Raw genomic sequence first — 18,670 nt, 5'->3', positions numbered from 1 at the left:
TACACAGAACATTGATATCCTTAGCTGCAAATAATACCAGAAATACTATATGGTCTAACATACCAACTCTTGGTTAACTCAATAAACTCCTCAATTGCTTATACGGTTTTATAGTAAGCAACTTTATTTAACGTATGTAGGAAAATAATCCACACTCTTGTAGCCATTTCCACACAATATCTACATAAGAAAATCTTAATGAAAATTCACGATAAACACTAAACTATTGAAATATAACACCTTACACCAATAAAATAACAACAAGTTCTTTTGGTACAATTATTACTTTATATAAAGTGTTATCAATTTAAAACTTAATTAAAAACAAGAACCATGAAAAAATTATTTGTAATACCAGTAGCCGTTTTAGCTTTTACATTTGGAACTCAAGCAGTAGCAGCACAAGATTTAGCAATAAATAGCACTACTGAAGTAAGTGCAACTCAAGAAAAATATACAGATGTAGCTGTTGAAACTTTACCACAACCTGTTATCGATGCAGTAGCTAAGGATTTTGCAGGTGCAACCATTAGCAAAGCTTCAGCAAAGCAAGACGCTTCTGCTTTTAAATTAGAGCTAGCTAAAGAAGATGGAGAAAGTATGGAAGTATATGTTGATGCAGAAGGGAATTGGATTTCTGAATAAATAAAACTTATTTAAGCAGTATCATTGCTACATCAAGCAATTAAAAACAAAAGGAGTATCGTAAAAGGTACTCCTTTTACATTTTTAAATAAAAAGCTTTGGTCAATGCTATATATTCTGGAGTATATTGATGACGCGAAATTTCTATTGTAAGTTCTTCTTCCTCAAAAGTTTTTTTACTTCTTCCAAAAACTATCATGCTACGTTTAATTGGAGTTGCAGCGGTACCTCGAACTCTGGTGATTTTTTCAGGGAATAGCGTATAGGTATCAGCTAGATTAAGAATCGACTCCTCTTCCGTATAGGGTAAGATCATTGCAAACCGACCTTGTTTAGATAATAATCTAGATACCCCATAAAGTAAATGCTCAAAAGGAAGTGCATCCTCAAAACGTGCCACACTACGCTGTGGATTATCTGATTTGAAGTCTTCTGTAAAAAATGGAGGGTTACTTACAATTACATCGTAGCTTTCTTCAATTTCATTAAAAAATTCCTGAAAAGATGCATGGTAGCAAAACAAACGATCTCCCCATGGAGAGTTTTCAAAATTTTCTACTGCTTGCTCGTAAGCATCCGGGTCAATCTCAATCGCATCTACTACTTCTGCATTAGACCGTTGCGCAAGCATTAGAGCAATTACACCCGTCCCTGTACCTACATCTAAAGTAGAGGTTTCATTACCTGTCAGTGGTATCCATGAACCAAGAAGCACCCCATCTGTACCAATTTTCATCGCACAGCGATCTTGAGCAATTGTAAATTCTTTAAATTTGAATGGAGTACTCAAGAAACTAAGATAAATAGAGTTCAATAAGACCGTCTGGAGCTGTAATTAGAATCTCCTTCTTTTCACGGTCTAACTTTTGAATGAATTCATCATTCATTGGTACTAAAATTTCGGTGCCATTATTATCAATTTCAAATAATGCTTGCGATGTAGTGTCGTTTATAGATTTGATAGTACCTACAACTCCAAAATTAGAGTCAATTACTGTAAATCCTATGACCTCATGATAATAAAAACGATCTCCGTCTAATTTAGGTAAGAGCGTTAAAGGAAGATAAAGATCTGCCTTCATTAAGTCATCCGCCTCTTCTTCAGAAGTGACATCTTCAAAACGAATTCTCAGTAAATCACTTTTGTGAAGGGAACATTTTTCAATAAAATATGGAACCAGATTGTTGTTATAATCAACAAATACTGATTCCATATTTAGATAAGTTTCGGGCTCATCGGTGTCAAGTTTTGCCAACACCTCTCCCTTAAAACTGAATTTACTTACGATTCTTCCCAGATAGAAGCATTCTTCTTTCTTCATCGTTAGTGGTTCAACTACTCTTCTTCGTTAGTTGTTTCTTCAGTTACTTCTTCAGATGCAGCAGCAGCTTCAGATTCTGCTTTTGCAGCAGCCTCAGCCTCAGCAGCAGCAGCTTCACGCTTTGCATTTACTTCTTTCTCTGCAGCCAATGCTTTTGCTTTTTCATCTTCTTCTTTCTTAGCAAGTTCAGATTTCTTAGCATCAACAGTACCTTCTTTTTCAGATACCCATGCTTGGAACTTTTCTTCAGCTTGCGCTTCAGTTAACGCTCCTTTTTTTACACCACCAGCAAGGTGATTCTTCAATAAAGCACCTTTATAAGACAAGATTGCTCTAGCCGTATCACTTGGTTGCGCTCCATTTTGTAACCATTTTACCGCTCCATCAATATCTAAATCGATTGTTGCTGGATTAGTATTTGGATTGTAGATTCCTAATTTATCTAAGAATTTACCATCTCTTTTTGATCTTGCATCTGCTGCAACGATCCAGTAAAAAGGTTTCCCTTTTTTACCATGTCTCTGTAATCTAATTTTAACAGGCATAAAAATTAATTTTTGGGTACTCGACCCGGATTATAATTAAAGGCTGCAAAGATACTTTATTTTCATATATAAATTAATTTTTTTCTATTTATTTGGTACTCAGTAAATATTTCAGAGCAATCAACCCTTTTAATAGATTTCAGAAATAATCCTACGAAACAACCAGTAATACTTACAAAAAGTGTATTTCGTCGAAAAAAATACATTTTTATCGATAAAATTTAGTAATTATTTTCATAAATACTTGTTTACTTGCTGTTTATCTCTTATGTTTGTAATCAGTAACATTATTACGGTTTAACCGTAATCTTGGCTTAAAACCATAATTATATGATTAACAAAATTACTTTTTTTCTTTTTTGCCTCATTTCTACCTTACTCTCATGTACCAACGATATTGAGGTAAATACGCCCGGCCTACAGGTAGCCATTGATGGTGAATTGTTTAATTCTGACATAAAAGAAGCCACTCTTCTCGATGATGGAACCATTATTATATTAGGTAGTGCAGGCAATAAGTCACTAACAATTACCATACCTTCATCTTCTGTTGGGAATTACAAATTGGATGATCAAACGCATGGTGAGGTCGCTTATACAGATGCTTCGTTCAAATTCTTAAGTAAATCAGGAGAATCTTCGGGAGCTACAACCATAACAAATCATACAGACAACACTATTTCGGGAACTTTTAACTTTACAAATTTGAAAGATGAGTACGGTAATGCTGTCACTTTTCAAAATGGATGGTTTTATAGAATTCCGCTTATACCCGGAACAATACCTACTCCTGAAACTTCTGAAGAAGAAATTGCTATAAACCCATGTTTGCTCAATGCCTCGATGACAGGATTAGTAGATACTACAGAGTTTATTGGCGACACACATGAGGCTGTTATAATAGGAGTAGAAGATGCATCACTTAGAATTACCGCGACAAATGACGACGAAGTTATAGAATTGGTAGTTCCAATCGACGTAGTTGCCGGTGAATACTCTCTTTCAGGATCCGGACAGTACAGTGCCACCTACAGTCTTAATAAAGACAAGTCTGCTGCACAGTCAGGAAGCATAACAATTACAAACCACGATACTACCACGAGATGTATTAATGGTACTTTTACCTTTGCTACCCGCAATCAACACGAAATTACCGAAGGAACATTCGATTTCGGATATTAACCCCAAGTACATATCTATTTCGCGAAAGCGCTTTACACTAACGTAAGGCGCTTTTTTAATTAACAAATTTAACAGCAAGCTACGATAGGGATTGTTAATCTCCGTTAATATCTCATAAAGCTTGTTAATTGGCTTGACATCAACTGTTTTCAAAGATATCTTTATAGTAATAAAACATGACTAATTAATTAATTGTAAAAAGAAAAAACTATGAAATATTCAGAAAAAGTAGCCAAACAACTCAATGAATTGTTGGAAAAAAATTACGATGCAGAAAAAGGATATAAAACTGCAGCAGAGAATGTAAAAAATAACGATCTAAAAGCTTATTTTAATAATAGAGCACAAGAACGATACAATTTTGGACATGAAATTAAGAATGAGATCAAATCATTCGGAGAAAGTCCAGATAAAGGTACTAGTGTCAAAGGAGATCTTCATCGCACCTGGATGAATATTAAATCGGCACTTTCAGCAAATAGCGAAGAATCCATATTAGAAGAAACTATTCGTGGAGAAAAAGCCGCAGCCGAAGAGTATACTGAAGTATTAAAAGAAACTTCGCTCCCTCTTTCTACCACAACGATTTTAAAGAAACATCGCGATAACATTTCAGAAGCTTTAAATGACGTAAAGCGTTTTGAATCCTCTTTTTCTTAAAAAAGAAGACAACTACACATTAAAAGCCCGAGTACTACGGGCTTTTCTTCACTAAAAATATAACATGATGAGCTTTAAAAAAGAGATAGCAGAAAAACTAAATACACTATTACAAAACAATGTAAATTCGGTAGAAGGTTATAAGAAAGCCGCTGATAATACAGAAAGCGTCGAATTAAAAGCATACTTTAGAAATCGCATAGAACAACGTTCTAATTTTGTCGATGAGTTACGCAAAGAAATTCTGCAGTACGGCCAAATTCCGGAGGATGACACAACCTTTAGCGCCGACTTGCATCGTGCATGGATAGATGTAAAAACATTCTTTTCAAGTAATGATGAAAAGTTGATCTTAGAAGAATGTATCAGAGGAGATGAGAAAGCACTTCAAGATTATGAAGAACTCCTACAAGAAAAAGACCTGCCACCAACGCTAGATAAAATTTTTGCAAGTCACAAAAACGAAATTCTAAGCGCGATCAACAAAGATAAAATGTATGTACAAAAATCTCATGCATAAAAACTAAGTTAACACACGAAGTAAGGCTGATTTTTTTATAAAATCAGCCTTACTTCGTTAATAAGTCTAAAGAACTTTACGTGATAACGTAGCCTATTTTGATTATTTTTGAGCATTGATTATCATCACAATTCTCAAAGACGTATTTGCTTATGTATCTGATATTTGACACTGAAACTACTGGTTTACCTAAACGATGGGACGCTCCTATAACTGATTCGGATAACTGGCCAAGGTGTATACAGATCGCATGGCAGTTACATGATGCAATGGGAAACTGTATCGAGCATCAGGACTATCTTGTTAAACCCGATGGGTTCAACATACCCTATGATGCGGAGAAAATACATGGTATTTCAACCGAATTAGCTCAGCAGGAAGGTATCCCGCTGGATGAAGTCTTAGAAAAGTTTAACCTCGCATTATCTAAGACAAAGTTTGTGGTAGGTCAAAATGTTGGTTTTGATATTAACATTATGGGGGCTGAGTTTCATAGACGTTCACTTGGCAATGATTTGCAAAATCTTCCCGTACTTGACACCTGTACAGAAACAACCGCACAACTATGTCAGATCCCCGGAGGTAGAGGAGGAAAATTTAAACTTCCTACACTTACCGAACTGCACGAATTTTTATTCGGAAAAGCCTTTGGTGAAGCGCATAACGCTACCGCCGATGTAGAGGCCACAACCCGATGTTTTTTTGAGCTAGTTAGAAAACAACTATTTACTCTAGAAGAATTAGATGTTTCTTCGGATTATTTTGATCGCTTCAAAGAGAAAAACCCAACGGAAATACAGCTGATTGGGTTGCGCCATATTAATCTGAAAAAAGCTTCAGAGAAAATTCGCGAAGCGCTTTCTAAAAAAGAAAAAAACGATGTCTCCCAAAGCGATATAAAACAAAATCTGGAGACATTGGACGCTGTTCAATTTTCCCACCTTCATAATCATTCACAGTTTTCGGTGCTTCAATCAACAACCAGTATTCCGGATTTAATTCAGGTTGCTGCAAAAAACAATATGCCTGCGGTAGCTATGACCGATCATGCCAATATGATGGGGGCTTTTCATTTTGTGCAAGGTGTTGCCAGTCATAACAAAGCGATGAAGGCGGCTAATGCAGAAGCAATTGACAAAGGTGAAGATGCACGCGGTACCGAAATAAAACCCATCGTTGGTTGTGAATTTTTTGTTTGTGAGAATCATAAAGATAAATCACGCAAGGACAATGGGTACCAGATTGTTCTGTTGGCAAAAAATAAGAATGGCTATCACAATCTCGCCAAAATGTCGTCCACAGCCTTTGTTGACGGCTTTTACTATGTACCAAGAATCGATAAAGAAATTATCAAACAATACAAGGAAGATATCATCGTGCTTACAGGTAATCTATATGGTGAGGTGCCAAGTAAAGTACTGAATATTGGTGAGAAACAAGCCGAAGAAGCCCTGTTGTGGTGGCATAAAGAGTTCGGAGATGATTTATATATTGAAATCATGCGACATAATCAAGAAGATGAAAATCGCGTCAATCCAGTACTTATTGAGTTTTCAAAAAAACATAATATCAAGCTTGTTGCTACAAATAATACCTATTATTGCGAGCAAGGTGATGCCAATGCTCACGATATTTTATTGTGTGTAAAGGATGGCGAAAAACAGGCTACCCCCATAGGACGCGGTCGTGGATATCGGTATGGACTCCCAAACCAGGAGTATTACTTTAAGTCGCAAGACGAAATGAAGGAACTTTTTATCGATCTTCCGGAAGCGATTACGAATGTACAAGAAGTAGTAGACAAGATTGAGCCTTTTGAACTTGCAAGAGATGTATTACTACCTGCATTTGACATCCCCGAACAGTTTCAATTTGAAGAAGACGCAGTCGATGGCGGTAAACGTGGTGAGAATAGCTATTTGAGACATATTACCTATGAAGGTGCCAAGAAACGGTACGGTGAAATTACGCCTGAGATTTATGAGCGTCTGGATTTTGAACTAAAGGTTATTGAAAAAACAGGGTATCCCGGATATTTCCTGATTGTCGAAGATTTTATTCGTGCTGCAAGAGACATGGATGTATCTGTCGGACCCGGCCGAGGTTCTGCTGCAGGTTCTGCCGTTGCCTATTGTCTATGGATTACCAATCTGGATCCCATCAAGTACGACTTGCTTTTTGAGCGTTTTTTGAATCCGGATCGTGTAAGTATGCCGGATATCGATATTGATTTTGACGATGAGGGTCGTAGTCGCGTAATGGATTATGTGATCGAAAAGTACGGGTCAAATCAAGTAGCTCAAATTATTACTTACGGAACCATGGCAGCAAAATCATCTATCCGTGATACTGCCCGAGTACTGGATCTTCCCCTTGGAGATGCTGATAGAATTTCTAAATTGATTCCTAACATGTCAAAGCTTGGCAAAATCTTTGGGGTCGATGAAGCTACGCTTAAAAAGAAATTTAGAAGTGATGATCTTGAAAAGATCAACGAACTACTCAAAATTGCCGAAGGGAATGATCTCGAAGCAGAGACCCTAAATCAAGCGCGTGTGCTTGAAGGTTCGGTACGGAATACAGGAATTCATGCCTGTGGAGTAATTATAACTCCAGATGACATTACCAAGTTCGTTCCGGTGGCACTGGCAAAAGATTCAGATATGTACTGTACTCAATTTGACAACTCTGTTGTTGAAAGTGCGGGTTTGCTAAAAATGGATTTTCTGGGCCTCAAAACACTGACCTTAATTAAGGATACGGTTAAGATTGTAAAGGCAAAACATAACGTAGATTTGGATCCGGAAAGTTTTCCGCTTGACGATGAAGAAACCTATGCGCTCTTCCAAAGAGGAGAAACCGTAGGGATTTTTCAATATGAATCTCCAGGAATGCAGAAGTATCTAAAAGAGCTGAAACCAACAGTTTTTGCCGATTTGATAGCAATGAATGCTTTATATCGACCGGGGCCGTTAGAGTATATTCCTAGTTTTATTAATCGGAAACATGGTAAAGAGGAAATTATATATGATCTCGAAGCTTGTGAAGAATACCTGCAAGAAACATATGGAATTACAGTTTATCAAGAGCAAGTAATGCTATTGTCGCAAAAACTTGCAGATTTCACAAAAGGTGAAGCCGATGTTTTGCGTAAAGCAATGGGTAAAAAGCAAAAGGCTGTTCTTGATAAAATGAAACCAAAATTTATCGAACAAGCATCCGCCAAAGGACATGCTGAGGATAAGTTAGAAAAAATATGGAAGGACTGGGAGGCGTTTGCTGCCTACGCATTCAACAAATCTCACTCCACCTGCTATGCGTGGATTGCCTATCAAACCGCATATCTCAAAGCACATTATCCTGCCGAATATATGGCGGCGGTGCTATCCAATAACATGAATGACATCAAGCAGGTTACCTTTTTTATGGAAGAGTGTAAACGTATGAAACTTGATGTATTAGGTCCTGACGTGAATGAATCGTATCGCAAATTCTCTGTAAATAAAGAAGGGGCAGTTCGTTTTGGTATGGGAGCGATTAAAGGTGTGGGAACCGGTGCTGTAGCAACTATTGTAGAAAACAGAAAAGAAAATGGGCCATATCGCTCAATCTTTGATTTTGCCAAGCGCATCGATTTGAGAGCTGCTAATAAAAAAGCTTTTGAAAGCTTAGCGCTAGCCGGTGGTTTTGATTCGTTTACCGACACGCATCGCGGTCAATATTTTCATGAAGAAGGTGATGGTATCACTTTCTTAGAAAAAGCTATTCGTTACGGATCTAAATTTCAGGAAAGCGAAAATTCTTCACAAGTAAGTTTATTCGGTGAGGCTAGTGAAGTGCAAATCCCGGAACCGGTGGTTCCACCATGTGAAGAATGGGGAACTATGGAGAAACTTGCAAGAGAAAAAGAGGTAGTAGGCATTTATTTATCAGGTCATCCACTGGATGATTTTAAATATGAAATGCAATATTTTTGCAATGCAACCTTGCAAAACTTTGCAGACATGGAAAATAACGTCAACCAAGAGTTATCTTTTGGAGGAGTTATCACTAATGTAGAACATCGTACATCCAAAAATGGAAAAGGTTGGGCTATTTTTAGTATTGAAGACTATAATACCGCCCATGAATTTAGAATTTTTGGAGAAGAATACTTAAAACACCGGCCCTTTCTCGTCAAAAGCACCTTTGTCTATGCAAAAGCCTATATAAAAGAAGGCTGGACGAATCGTGAAACCGGAAAGAAAGGAGATCCGCGAATTCAATTTAACAGTTTTCAGTTATTACATGATGTTATGGAGAGCTATGCTAAGAAGTTAACGATCCAGTTAGACATCAACGAACTCTCTGACGCTCGGATTGATCAATTAAAAGAGGTGCTTAGCTCCTATTCGGGCAACCATACCTTAAATTTTGTAATCTATGAAATGGCAGAGCAACTTAAGTTACATATGCCAAGTCGTAAACAGAAAGTTAATATATCTCCGGAACTATTAACTATTCTTGAAAATGAATCCATTTACTATAAGCTCAATTAAAGTCATAAACATAATAAAATTCCCTTAAAATACAACTACCTGTATTTCAAATACTTATTTGTAAAAAATCAGAGAATTAATATTACTTTAACAGAGATAATTTTCTCATTCTTTAGATTTTGTTAAGTTGTAGGCTAATCATTAAACAGATTCATGAAGTTAATTGAAGTAAGACGACAAACCAAATTAGAAAAGAGATACCATAAAAAAATGGGGATCTTAACCTCTAAAGTGGTTTATATTAAAAAATATTTTTTGAATATACCTATGGGAGTTGTTCATAAGTATCGAGAAACTTACTATGGTGAGACCAAAGATTGCAAGGAATGTGAGTTGCTTAATTAAGCATCAATTACCTTGATGTCTTAATAATCAAAACGTATACACCTATTGTAAGGATTCGAAGAAATATTGACTAATTTTGTAATTAGTAACAAGAACTTTAATAAACTAGTAATATGGCATTAGAAATTACAGATGCTACTTTTGACGAAGTAGTATTAAAAAGCGATAAACCGGTAATGGTAGATTTTTGGGCAGCTTGGTGTGGCCCTTGCAGAATGGTTGGACCAATCATCGAGCAAATCAGTGAAGAATATGATGGCAAGGCTGTTGTAGGTAAAGTAGACGTAGATGCAAATCAAGAATTTGCAGCTAAGTACGGCGTACGTAATATTCCAACTGTTCTTGTTTTCCAAAATGGAGAAGTAGTTGGACGTCAGGTAGGTGTATCACCAAAGAATGTCTATGCTGAAGCACTGGATGCATTAGTATAATCATTAGAAATAAAATAATAAAAAGGGTTTGACTAATAAGTCGAGCCCTTTTTTTATGAGCCAGCTTGAACCATATATTGATACTTAATCGCGTATCAGCGCTGCTCGCAACTAATTTATAGAACACACTACCAAATTATGGATAAGTTATGTATATTGGGTACGCAACATCCCCTATAATTGCATAAGAAAGTACAAAAAAATGGATATTGAAAAAGAAGTTCACGGCATTTCGGGTTTTACCAATCTCGAGCTTTTAGCCAAACAGATAGTCGAAGGCTTTATTTCCGGAATGCATAAAAGTCCATTTCACGGATTCTCTGCAGAGTTTGCAGAACATAAGGTGTATAATTCTGGTGAAAGCACCAAACACATTGATTGGAAACTATACGCCAAGACAGATAAACTATACACCAAACGCTATGAGGAAGAGACCAACCTGCGTTGTCATATTATCATTGATAATTCAGGTTCTATGCATTATCCCAACATCAAGAAGCCGGATTTAGAACACCTCAATAAAATAAGTTTTTCTGCTTTAGCTGCTGCCTGCCTCATGCAGCTGCTCAAGAAACAACGAGACGCCGTAGGATTAAGCGTCTACAATACTACCTATGAATATTATGCCCCTGAAAAAGGTAGTGAACGGCATCATCAAATGTTGCTTCATCAGCTTAATGAAAGCATTAAGAGAACATCTGATCGCAAGCAAACGGATACCTACACATTCCTTCATCAAATTGCTGAAAAAATCCACCGGCGATCGCTTATATTCCTTTTTACCGATATGTTCCAGCCTGACACGGATCCAACTAAACTTTTTGAAGCCTTACAACATCTAAAGTACAATAAGCATGATGTGGTCCTATTTCACACCTTTGACAGTACTACGGAAGTGAATTTTAGCTTCGATAATCAACCAACGCGTTTTGTCGATGTCGAAACAGGAGATTTTATCAATCTATATGCCGATACAATTAAAGAAAATTACCAAAATGCGGTATCCTCTTATTTTTATGAACTCAAATTAAAATGTCTACAATACGGTATCACCTACGTCGATGCTGATATTTCAAAAAACTTCGAAAAAATTTTGACAACATATCTAATTGAAAGACAAAAATTTGCGTAATTATTTCAAAAAAAAATTAAAAAATTTTTAAAAAACGCTTGCGAGAACCAAAATGAGGCGTATATTTGCAACCGCAATAACGCACTGGTCTGGTAGTTCAGTTGGTTAGAATACCTGCCTGTCACGCAGGGGGTCGCGGGTTCGAGTCCCGTCCAGACCGCAACATTGCTAAAAGCTTCAATTTTTATTGAAGCTTTTTTTAAGCAATAAAAGATGTTGTGTTGTCTCACGCAGCTAGCGTGAGTGGTTTAGTAGTAAACCAATGAGAAGCTTTTCCTGAAAAATGGAGAGGCTTTTTTAGATTTAAGCCGTTATTATATAGAATTCCAGTTTTCGAAGACTTTGACAACAAAGATTATTAGGAAAATCACACTAACTGAAAATTTTATAAAAACTCCTGAGAGAAAGCCTATCAACGAACCCAAGGCTGCTTTTAAGGCGTTTTGAACATTTTGCTTTGGATTCATCATCTCACCAAGGAGGGCTCCAAAAAATGGCCCTATTATAACTCCAAAGGGTCCAAGAAACAAGATTCCGACAATAAGCCCTATAGTTGTTCCAATTATTCCGTAACGCGTACCTCCAAATCGCTTAGTGCCTACTGCAGAAATTACATAATCGAGAAGCCACACAATGATAGAGATAGCTAGCGTAATTCCAAGAAACACCCAATCCCATTGCATAAAAGAAGTGTTGTAAAAGATGGCGAGTCCAACCCAAGAAGTCAAAGGACCCGGGAGAACCGGCATAAAACTCCCGACCAAGCCCAACACACAACATACTCCGGCTATAATTAATAAAGTTATATCTAATATCATACGCTATTGGACTCACTCATAGCAGCTTCGTTACAAAACTTTTCACCTAAAACTTTAGTTTAAACTAAAAAATTAGTTATATTTGAATTATACAACTATGTTTTTAGTTAAAAAGATTTAAATAAAATCTATGAAACAACTTACAAAAGCGGAGGAAGAAGTTATGCATTTTTTATGGGAACTAGAAGAAGCCTCTGTTGCTCATATTATTGAACAAATGGAAGAGCCTAAACCTGCTTACAATACTATATCAACTATTATCAGAATATTAGAGAATAAAGGATTTGCATCCCACCGTAAGCAAGGTAAGGGATATATATATTTTCCAACACTCAAAAAAGAGGAGTATAGTAATCAGTCCTTGAACAAGCTAATGGACAATTATTTTAACGGATCTTTTAAAAATATGGTTTCCTTTTTTGTTAAGAGAAATAACATCAGTCTAAAGGATTTTGAACAAATTTTAAAAGAACTGGATGATAAAAAAACTTTACCATGATCAATTATATCTTACATACCATATTGTTTCAGGTGCTATTCCTTTTGTTTTATGACATCTTGCATAAACGAGACACCTTTTTTACACTTAATCGCATGTACTTGACAGGCACTCTAGTTGCATCACTCTTGCTGCCTATAATACAGATTGATCTGCTTCGACAAGCAATTCCCCCTCAATATATAATCAGCCTTCCTGAGGTAATCTTAGGGGCATCTGTGCAAGAAAATGCATTAGTACCTGTGTCTCCGACACCTCTAATTTCCAAGAACCCTAGCATCCCTTGGTTTTGGACATGCTATCTTGCAGGAGCATCTTGCTTCATTGGTCTGTTTATTCATAAACTTCTGGTTTTAAGGCGTCTTAGAAAAGAGGCTAAAATAACCTCAATAGAGGGTTTTACCATATTTATTTTAAAAAGCAGCAATGATGCCTTCTCCTTTAACCGATCCATCTATCTGGGCGACCAACTCAACGAAACTCAGAAACCACAAATTATTGCTCATGAGCTTGTTCACATAAAAGAACGGCATACCTTGGACTTAGTAGGAGTAGAATTGCTCAAAATTATCTTTTGGTTCAATCCTTTACTCTACCTCTACCGTTCTCGCTTATCTACGCTCCATGAATATATAGCAGACACAAAGAGTGTTGCTCTTCTGGGCAAAAAAGCATATTACCAACAGTTATTGAACACCGTTTTTGAAACGGAAAACATTCAATTCATCAATCAATTTTTCAATTATTCATTAATCAAAAAACGAATTATTATGTTACAAAAATCAAAATCAAATCGCATTTTACGCTTGAAGTACGTGGCATTACTACCACTAATGGCAACCATGCTTCTGTACATCTCATGCTCCAGTGAAAGCTCTGAGGATATAGTTAGCAATGCTGAAGTCACCCAAACCTCATTACTCATTCAAAATTTGCAAGACAAGGTAGCAGAAAAGGGACTTACTCAAAAAGAAAAAAGTCAGCTTTTAGACTTATTAAAAAATCATTCTAATGATGAGTCAAATTTTGATTTGGCTAAAGGAGTGCCATTTAATCTTATCGATATAGTACCTACCTCCAGCAACTGTGGAGATGTAAACAATAATGCTGAACGCAAAGCATGTGTTTCTAATGAAATTAAAACATTTATCAACACCAATTTTGATGTAGCAACAGTACGAGCTTTTGCCAAAACCGGCGAAAATAAAATTTATGTACGCTTTAAAATTGACAATACTGGAGAGATCGTTGATGTAGAAGCCAGAGCAGCAACTCTTGAACTGGAAAACGAGGCAAAACGGGTGGTACGCTCATTGCCCACAATGATCCCCGGAGAGCACCAAGGCAAAAAAGTTGGGGTGTTATATTCACTTCCTATTATTTTAAATATTGACGGAAATGCAGACGTCTCTACAACAAGTGATAAAAATCAAAGGTTGGCGATGAAAAGTTCATCGGTTGACTCGTCATTTTATGTCATCACAAATGTCTTCAAGAAAGCAAGTTATTTAGAAAAGCAGTTAAAAACCTTAAAAGAAGCCGGATTTACTCCCGGTTTCTTTCAAGATGCTAGTGATGGCTATATTTATGTGTATTTAAGCAAACATACTTCTATGGTAAATGCAAAATCCTTTATTTCTAAAAGTTCGTACGATCATCAACTTTATGTCTATACTCCTAGTGTGGTTTAATAATTTCAATTACTTAAACCTGTTGGTACTTTGTTGCATCTTTACTGCATCTCAAGCGCAACAAGATGCTATAAAAAAAGCTGACAGTTTATTTACAGTAGGTTCCTATGCCTCAGCAATAGTCATCTATAGTAATACTGGACAACTTAATAGCAACTTACATTTAAAAATAGCAAAGGCCCATAACGCTAATGGAAATCATGGTAAAGCCATCTACCACTATGAAGAAGCTATCCGTTCTACAAACACATCTGCTGTTTTACTTCAAAACGAACTGGCAAGACTTTACTATAAAACAAAACGATTTGAGACTGCAGATAGTTTATACACTCTTCTTACCGATAATTATCCTACAAATCCAGATTTTCAATATCGGCTTGGTTTGATAAAGGAAAATTTAAGGGATTCAATGGCTATGTCATACTATTTAAAAGCTTTTTACTTAGATAGTACACATCAAAAAAGCTGTGGCAAAATAGCTTCCTCTTATCTACGAAAAAGAGCTTATAAGAAGGTTGATAGTTTAATAAGCATCGGACTCAATTCGTATCCTGATAATATAGAACTCATTTCATTACGCGCACAAAACGAAATGCTTCAACAGCATTATTCAAATGCAATCCTCCATTTCCAAAGACTACTAACTCTCAATCAACAAAATGAGTATATCCACTCTTCTTTGGGGCACTGCTATAACAGGTCTTATCAATTCAAATTAGCCATAAAGCATTATACTCTGGCACTTTCTTATGATAATCAAAATTCAACTTATCACATACATCTTGCTTTTGCGCATTATAAGGAATCAAAATTCAAAAAGGCTATCGAGCACTATAGAACGGCAATACAGCTTAAACGCCCGTCAATAGATGAAGAACTTTTTCAAATTGCTATGATGTATCGTCATCAGGAAAATTGGAAAGATGCTATCGCCCATATGAAGATATATATAAAAGAAGCTCCAGATTCTCACCGGGGACATTATCAACTTGCTCTTTTTTATGATGCTTATTATAAAGATCCTGAGCTAAAAATCAAACAGTACGAATCTTATATCAACCGCTTCAAAAACGATAAGAATACTCAATATTTTGTAAACATTGCGGCAACCAGATTAGAAAAATTAACAGAACAGGCGGTCGAAGCCTCAAAAAAATAAAGGATATCTCTATAACCGGCTCTGTGGTTTTAAAAAAATTATGTAGTTTGCCTTGCTATTGGGCTATAGAATATGAAGAACCATCAACGAATATTATTGCTGCTATTATTAACCTCGTTCTCTTGCGACCAACTGATTGTAAAGAGAGAGCATCGCGATGATATAAAAGAAGAGGAATGGCATAAACTGAATCGCTCAGAAGTGGATGAACCACCCCTATTCAAAACTTGTGCTGACGAGCCCGAGATCGACGGTATGCAGTGTTTTCAACAAACGTTGACACAACACATCCACAACTATATCAATAAAGATGTACTTTTGGTAAGCGAGAATATTACCGATACACTTTGGGTTTCATTATTAGTCAACACTAATGGAACCATTATTATCGAAAACTATGAGCTGCCAGAGTTTTTGTCTGAACAGCTACCGGATCTAGAATCATTATTAACTGCAAGTGTGTCGAGCTTACCCACTGTAGAGCCTGCACATCTACGAGGTGTGCCCGTGAATGTTCGCTACCGTCTTCCGGTAGTTCTCAACACAAATTAACCCATGCTTCCTTAATAATTGATTAGCTTTGTAAAAAATTGATGGCATTGGAACATGAAAAGATTATCTTAGGTATTGATCCGGGAACCACTATAATGGGGTTTGGATTGATTAAAATTGTAAAAAAGAAAATGTCTTTTCTTCAGCTCAACGAACTTCAACTTAGTAAATACGACGATCATTATTTAAAACTAAAACTGATTTTTGAGCGTACTATCGAACTAATCGATACGTACAATCCTGACGAAATTGCCATTGAAGCCCCATTTTTTGGTAAAAATGTGCAGTCAATGCTCAAACTAGGTCGTGCGCAGGGGGTAGCCATGGCTGCAGGACTGAGTCGCGAAATTCCCGTAACTGAGTATTCTCCGAAAAAAATTAAAATGGCGATCACCGGTAACGGAAATGCCAGTAAGGAACAAGTGGCAAAAATGCTGCAGAGTTTACTAAACTTAAAAACACTCCCAAAAAACCTGGATTCTACCGATGGATTGGCAGCGGCAGTTTGTCATTTTTATAATATAGGCCGTGCTGATATCGTAGGAAAAAGTTATACAGGGTGGGCTGCATTTGTCAAGCAAAACGAAACCCGGGTGAAAAAAGCTCCCAATCCTTTAAAAGGAAAAAACTCTTTATAAAATAATTCAATCGCTAATTATTCAAACAGGTTGCATTCAAATTACGATCATATTGCATTTCAAAAAGAAATAAAAGCAGACCCCTCGTCCGCCGGTATTTATATTCATATCCCTTTTTGCAAGCAAGCTTGTCACTATTGTGATTTTCATTTTTCGACATCATTAGGAAAGAAGGAGATTATGATCGCGGCCATTTGTAGAGAAATTGAGCTGCGCAAGAATGAACTTAACCAGCAACCAATTGCAACTATCTACTTTGGCGGTGGCACGCCCAGTGTCTTGTCTCAATTAGAAATTGATCAAATTTTGGACACCGTATATAAACATTACACCGTACTAGATACTCCCGAAATTACACTGGAAGCTAATCCTGATGATTTATCACTCAAAACGATCAAAACGCTTGCTGCCTCAAAAATTAACAGACTTAGTATCGGTATACAATCCTTTTTTGAAGAAGATCTAAAGCTTATGAATCGCGCACATAATGCTATTGAAGCTAAAACCTGTATCGAACAAGCCACGCAATATTTTGATAACATCTCTATTGATCTTATTTACGGAATCCCTGAGATGAGTGATGCTCGTTGGATTAAGAATTTAGAAACCGCACTGTCATTTGACATTCCGCATATTTCGAGCTACGCACTTACCGTAGAACCAAAGACAGCTTTAGAAAAGTTTATTGCCAAAGGAATTGTTCCACCAATTAATGATGAAGCTGCACAAAGGCATTTTGAGATCTTAGTAGCCATGCTCAACGATGCAGGCTTTGTACATTATGAACTTTCTAATTTTGGTAAACCTGCATACTTTAGTCAAAACAATACCGCGTACTGGTTAGGAAAGTCATATTTGGGAATTGGTCCTTCTGCACATTCTTATAATGGTAAAGAGCGTAGTTGGAATATAAGTAACAATCCCAAATACATCAAAGCCCTTCAGCAAAATGAAGTTCCCAAAGAAATGGAAGTCTTAACTACCACCGATCGTTATAATGAATATGTAATGACCGGATTACGTACCATTTGGGGAGTGTCCATTTCTAAGATTACAAACGATTTTGGTGATTCGTATGCTAAACATCTATTGTTGCAGGCTCAAAAACATATAGAAGAAGATTTATTACAAATAAAAGGAGCGTATCTTTTTGTCACACCAAAGGGAAAGTTTCTGAGTGATGGTATTGCAAGTGATCTTTTCTTAGTAAATTTAAAGTAACTAATTGTTAAACGTATTTATGCTAGCCGAAATACAGGTACATACCTCAAAATATAAAGTCAATTTCTCACAACCCATTGATTTGTCGCTTCCCATTCGTGACTCAAATCAAAATGTTAACGCCTGGTATATTAGTACTCCGAAGATAACACCTGTTACCGATGGAGATTGGGTTGGAAAAGTCAGCAAGGGTGCTTCGACTAATTTTAATAATATCTTTTTTAATCCACACGGCCATGGGACGCATACCGAATGTGTTGGACATATCACCCCGGAGTTTTACAGTATCAATAAAACCCTGACCCAATTTATGTCTCTGGCAACATTAATTTCGGTCACTCCGGAACAAAAAGGAGCTGATGCTGTTATTACCTCAGCTCAACTCAAAGAAAAGCTAACTAACTCATCTGTTGAGGCTGTCTTAATACGCACCTTACCAAATACAGATGCTAAAAAAAGTAAACAATATTCGCATAGTAACTGGCCGTATCTGAGTGAGGATGCTGCTATATACCTAAGAGAAATAGGAGTAAAGCACCTATTAATTGATTTACCATCTGTGGATAAAGAAAAAGATAATGGTGAACTGAAAGCACATAAAGCCTTTTGGAACTATCCTGAAGCAACACGGCTGGACGCTACAATTACCGAACTTTTCTATGCCTCTGATTCGGTAAAAGACGGGCTCTATCTCCTAAATTTGCAAATAGCTGCATTTGAAAATGATGCCTCACCCAGTAAGCCGATTCTGTATAAAATTATAACGTAAAAA

The 18,670-nt window shown here is 36.6% G+C and carries 19 protein-coding genes and 1 tRNA gene; 16 read left to right on the top strand and 4 right to left on the bottom strand.

The annotated features are described in order from the left end of the window. Nucleotides 1-333: 333 nt before the first annotated feature. The gene (locus tag ACJRPK_RS04420) at nt 334-645 is read left to right on the top strand and encodes a hypothetical protein (RefSeq protein WP_407138581.1); all 312 of its coding nucleotides are present in this window, start codon (nt 334-336) and stop codon (nt 643-645) included. A 76-nt stretch (nt 646-721) separates the two neighbouring features. Here the strand turns inward: ACJRPK_RS04420 and ACJRPK_RS04415 are convergent, their stop codons facing one another. The 3 genes from ACJRPK_RS04415 to ACJRPK_RS04405 are packed head-to-tail and all read right to left on the bottom strand — an operon-like array spanning nt 722 to nt 2,512. Next, nucleotides 722-1,435, bottom strand: coding sequence for a tRNA1(Val) (adenine(37)-N6)-methyltransferase (locus ACJRPK_RS04415; RefSeq protein ID WP_407138580.1), 714 nt, complete (start codon nt 1,433-1,435; stop codon nt 722-724). Between the two features lie 4 nt (nt 1,436-1,439). Beyond that, nucleotides 1,440-1,967, bottom strand: a complete 528-nt coding sequence (rimM, locus tag ACJRPK_RS04410) for a ribosome maturation factor RimM (RefSeq protein ID WP_407138579.1) — start codon at nt 1,965-1,967, stop codon at nt 1,440-1,442. Between the two features lie 14 nt (nt 1,968-1,981). Further along, entirely contained in the window at nt 1,982-2,512 is a 531-nt protein-coding gene (locus tag ACJRPK_RS04405; protein WP_148781247.1) for a 30S ribosomal protein S16, read from the bottom strand. Between the two features lie 330 nt (nt 2,513-2,842). Between ACJRPK_RS04405 and ACJRPK_RS04400 the strand changes: the two genes are divergently transcribed. From ACJRPK_RS04400 to ACJRPK_RS04365, 8 genes are all read left to right on the top strand, one after another. Next, nucleotides 2,843-3,694: a DUF6252 family protein gene (locus ACJRPK_RS04400; protein WP_407138578.1), complete on the top strand. Its 852-nt coding sequence runs from the start codon at nt 2,843-2,845 to the stop codon at nt 3,692-3,694. A 210-nt stretch (nt 3,695-3,904) separates the two neighbouring features. After that, the gene (locus tag ACJRPK_RS04395) at nt 3,905-4,354 is read left to right on the top strand and encodes a ferritin-like domain-containing protein (RefSeq protein WP_407138577.1); all 450 of its coding nucleotides are present in this window, start codon (nt 3,905-3,907) and stop codon (nt 4,352-4,354) included. Nucleotides 4,355-4,418: 64 nt separating this feature from the next. Then, nucleotides 4,419-4,874 (top strand): ferritin-like domain-containing protein, encoded by a 456-nt coding sequence (locus tag ACJRPK_RS04390; protein ID WP_407138576.1) that lies wholly within the window; start codon nt 4,419-4,421, stop codon nt 4,872-4,874. A gap of 152 nt (nt 4,875-5,026) precedes the next feature. Then, nucleotides 5,027-9,412, top strand: coding sequence for a DNA polymerase III subunit alpha (gene dnaE, locus ACJRPK_RS04385; RefSeq protein WP_407138575.1), 4,386 nt, complete (start codon nt 5,027-5,029; stop codon nt 9,410-9,412). A 153-nt stretch (nt 9,413-9,565) separates the two neighbouring features. Continuing rightward, entirely contained in the window at nt 9,566-9,757 is a 192-nt protein-coding gene (locus tag ACJRPK_RS04380; RefSeq protein WP_148781242.1) for a hypothetical protein, read from the top strand. Nucleotides 9,758-9,870: 113 nt separating this feature from the next. Beyond that, a complete protein-coding gene (gene trxA, locus ACJRPK_RS04375) occupies nt 9,871-10,188 on the top strand; it encodes a thioredoxin (RefSeq protein WP_148781241.1) in 318 nt (105 codons plus the stop codon). Between the two features lie 202 nt (nt 10,189-10,390). Beyond that, nucleotides 10,391-11,320, top strand: coding sequence for a DUF58 domain-containing protein (locus tag ACJRPK_RS04370; RefSeq protein ID WP_407138574.1), 930 nt, complete (start codon nt 10,391-10,393; stop codon nt 11,318-11,320). Nucleotides 11,321-11,406: 86 nt separating this feature from the next. Beyond that, nucleotides 11,407-11,480 (top strand) — tRNA-Asp (locus ACJRPK_RS04365). A gap of 154 nt (nt 11,481-11,634) precedes the next feature. Here the strand turns inward: ACJRPK_RS04365 and ACJRPK_RS04360 are convergent. After that, nucleotides 11,635-12,138 (bottom strand): DUF456 domain-containing protein, encoded by a 504-nt coding sequence (locus tag ACJRPK_RS04360; protein WP_407138573.1) that lies wholly within the window; start codon nt 12,136-12,138, stop codon nt 11,635-11,637. Nucleotides 12,139-12,268: 130 nt separating this feature from the next. On the opposite strand from ACJRPK_RS04360, the gene ACJRPK_RS04355 reads away from it, so the two are divergent. From ACJRPK_RS04355 to ACJRPK_RS04325, 7 genes are all read left to right on the top strand, one after another. Continuing rightward, nucleotides 12,269-12,637 (top strand): BlaI/MecI/CopY family transcriptional regulator, encoded by a 369-nt coding sequence (locus ACJRPK_RS04355; protein ID WP_407138572.1) that lies wholly within the window; start codon nt 12,269-12,271, stop codon nt 12,635-12,637. Further along, entirely contained in the window at nt 12,634-14,328 is a 1,695-nt protein-coding gene (locus tag ACJRPK_RS04350) for a M56 family metallopeptidase (protein ID WP_407138571.1), read from the top strand. Before ACJRPK_RS04355 ends, ACJRPK_RS04350 begins: the two co-directional genes overlap by 4 nt. Then, the gene (locus tag ACJRPK_RS04345) at nt 14,303-15,487 is read left to right on the top strand and encodes a tetratricopeptide repeat protein (RefSeq protein ID WP_407138570.1); all 1,185 of its coding nucleotides are present in this window, start codon (nt 14,303-14,305) and stop codon (nt 15,485-15,487) included. Before ACJRPK_RS04350 ends, ACJRPK_RS04345 begins: the two co-directional genes overlap by 26 nt. A 72-nt stretch (nt 15,488-15,559) precedes the next feature. Further along, entirely contained in the window at nt 15,560-16,039 is a 480-nt protein-coding gene (locus tag ACJRPK_RS04340; RefSeq protein WP_407138569.1) for a hypothetical protein, read from the top strand. 47 nt (nt 16,040-16,086) lie between these two features. Next, entirely contained in the window at nt 16,087-16,677 is a 591-nt protein-coding gene (ruvC, locus tag ACJRPK_RS04335; RefSeq protein ID WP_407138822.1) for a crossover junction endodeoxyribonuclease RuvC, read from the top strand. Between the two features lie 30 nt (nt 16,678-16,707). Continuing rightward, nucleotides 16,708-17,898, top strand: coding sequence for a radical SAM family heme chaperone HemW (gene hemW / locus ACJRPK_RS04330; RefSeq protein WP_407138568.1), 1,191 nt, complete (start codon nt 16,708-16,710; stop codon nt 17,896-17,898). Nucleotides 17,899-17,917: 19 nt separating this feature from the next. Then, on the top strand, nt 17,918-18,667 hold the full coding sequence (locus ACJRPK_RS04325; RefSeq protein ID WP_407138567.1) for a cyclase family protein: 750 nt from the start codon (nt 17,918-17,920) through the stop codon (nt 18,665-18,667). Nucleotides 18,668-18,670 lie beyond the last annotated feature (3 nt).

It is taken from the genome of Aquimarina sp. 2-A2 (assembly GCF_045505135.1).
Classification (GTDB): Bacteria; Bacteroidota; Bacteroidia; order Flavobacteriales; family Flavobacteriaceae; genus Aquimarina; species Aquimarina intermedia.
The sequence above is the reverse complement of the archived record's forward strand: the minus strand, read 5'-3'. Positions and strand labels throughout refer to the sequence as shown.

What these genes read in the sequence shown, in the direction of transcription:
- ACJRPK_RS04340 (WP_407138569.1), top strand. Translation starts at nt 15,560, where the DNA reads ATGAAGAACCATCAACGAATATTATTGCTGCTATTATTAACCTCGTTC.
- ACJRPK_RS04325 (WP_407138567.1), top strand. Translation starts at nt 17,918, where the DNA reads ATGCTAGCCGAAATACAGGTACATACCTCAAAATATAAAGTCAATTTC.
- ACJRPK_RS04345 (WP_407138570.1), top strand. Translation starts at nt 14,303, where the DNA reads ATGTCTATACTCCTAGTGTGGTTTAATAATTTCAATTACTTAAACCTG.
- ACJRPK_RS04355 (WP_407138572.1), top strand. Translation starts at nt 12,269, where the DNA reads ATGAAACAACTTACAAAAGCGGAGGAAGAAGTTATGCATTTTTTATGG.
- dnaE (WP_407138575.1), top strand. Translation starts at nt 5,027, where the DNA reads ATGTATCTGATATTTGACACTGAAACTACTGGTTTACCTAAACGATGG.
- ACJRPK_RS04390 (WP_407138576.1), top strand. Translation starts at nt 4,419, where the DNA reads ATGATGAGCTTTAAAAAAGAGATAGCAGAAAAACTAAATACACTATTA.
- ACJRPK_RS04395 (WP_407138577.1), top strand. Translation starts at nt 3,905, where the DNA reads ATGAAATATTCAGAAAAAGTAGCCAAACAACTCAATGAATTGTTGGAA.
- trxA (WP_148781241.1), top strand. Translation starts at nt 9,871, where the DNA reads ATGGCATTAGAAATTACAGATGCTACTTTTGACGAAGTAGTATTAAAA.
- ACJRPK_RS04350 (WP_407138571.1), top strand. Translation starts at nt 12,634, where the DNA reads ATGATCAATTATATCTTACATACCATATTGTTTCAGGTGCTATTCCTT.
- ACJRPK_RS04360 (WP_407138573.1), bottom strand. Translation starts at nt 12,138, where the DNA reads ATGATATTAGATATAACTTTATTAATTATAGCCGGAGTATGTTGTGTG.
- ACJRPK_RS04380 (WP_148781242.1), top strand. Translation starts at nt 9,566, where the DNA reads ATGAAGTTAATTGAAGTAAGACGACAAACCAAATTAGAAAAGAGATAC.
- ACJRPK_RS04405 (WP_148781247.1), bottom strand. Translation starts at nt 2,512, where the DNA reads ATGCCTGTTAAAATTAGATTACAGAGACATGGTAAAAAAGGGAAACCT.
- ACJRPK_RS04400 (WP_407138578.1), top strand. Translation starts at nt 2,843, where the DNA reads ATGATTAACAAAATTACTTTTTTTCTTTTTTGCCTCATTTCTACCTTA.
- ACJRPK_RS04370 (WP_407138574.1), top strand. Translation starts at nt 10,391, where the DNA reads ATGGATATTGAAAAAGAAGTTCACGGCATTTCGGGTTTTACCAATCTC.
- ACJRPK_RS04420 (WP_407138581.1), top strand. Translation starts at nt 334, where the DNA reads ATGAAAAAATTATTTGTAATACCAGTAGCCGTTTTAGCTTTTACATTT.
- rimM (WP_407138579.1), bottom strand. Translation starts at nt 1,967, where the DNA reads ATGAAGAAAGAAGAATGCTTCTATCTGGGAAGAATCGTAAGTAAATTC.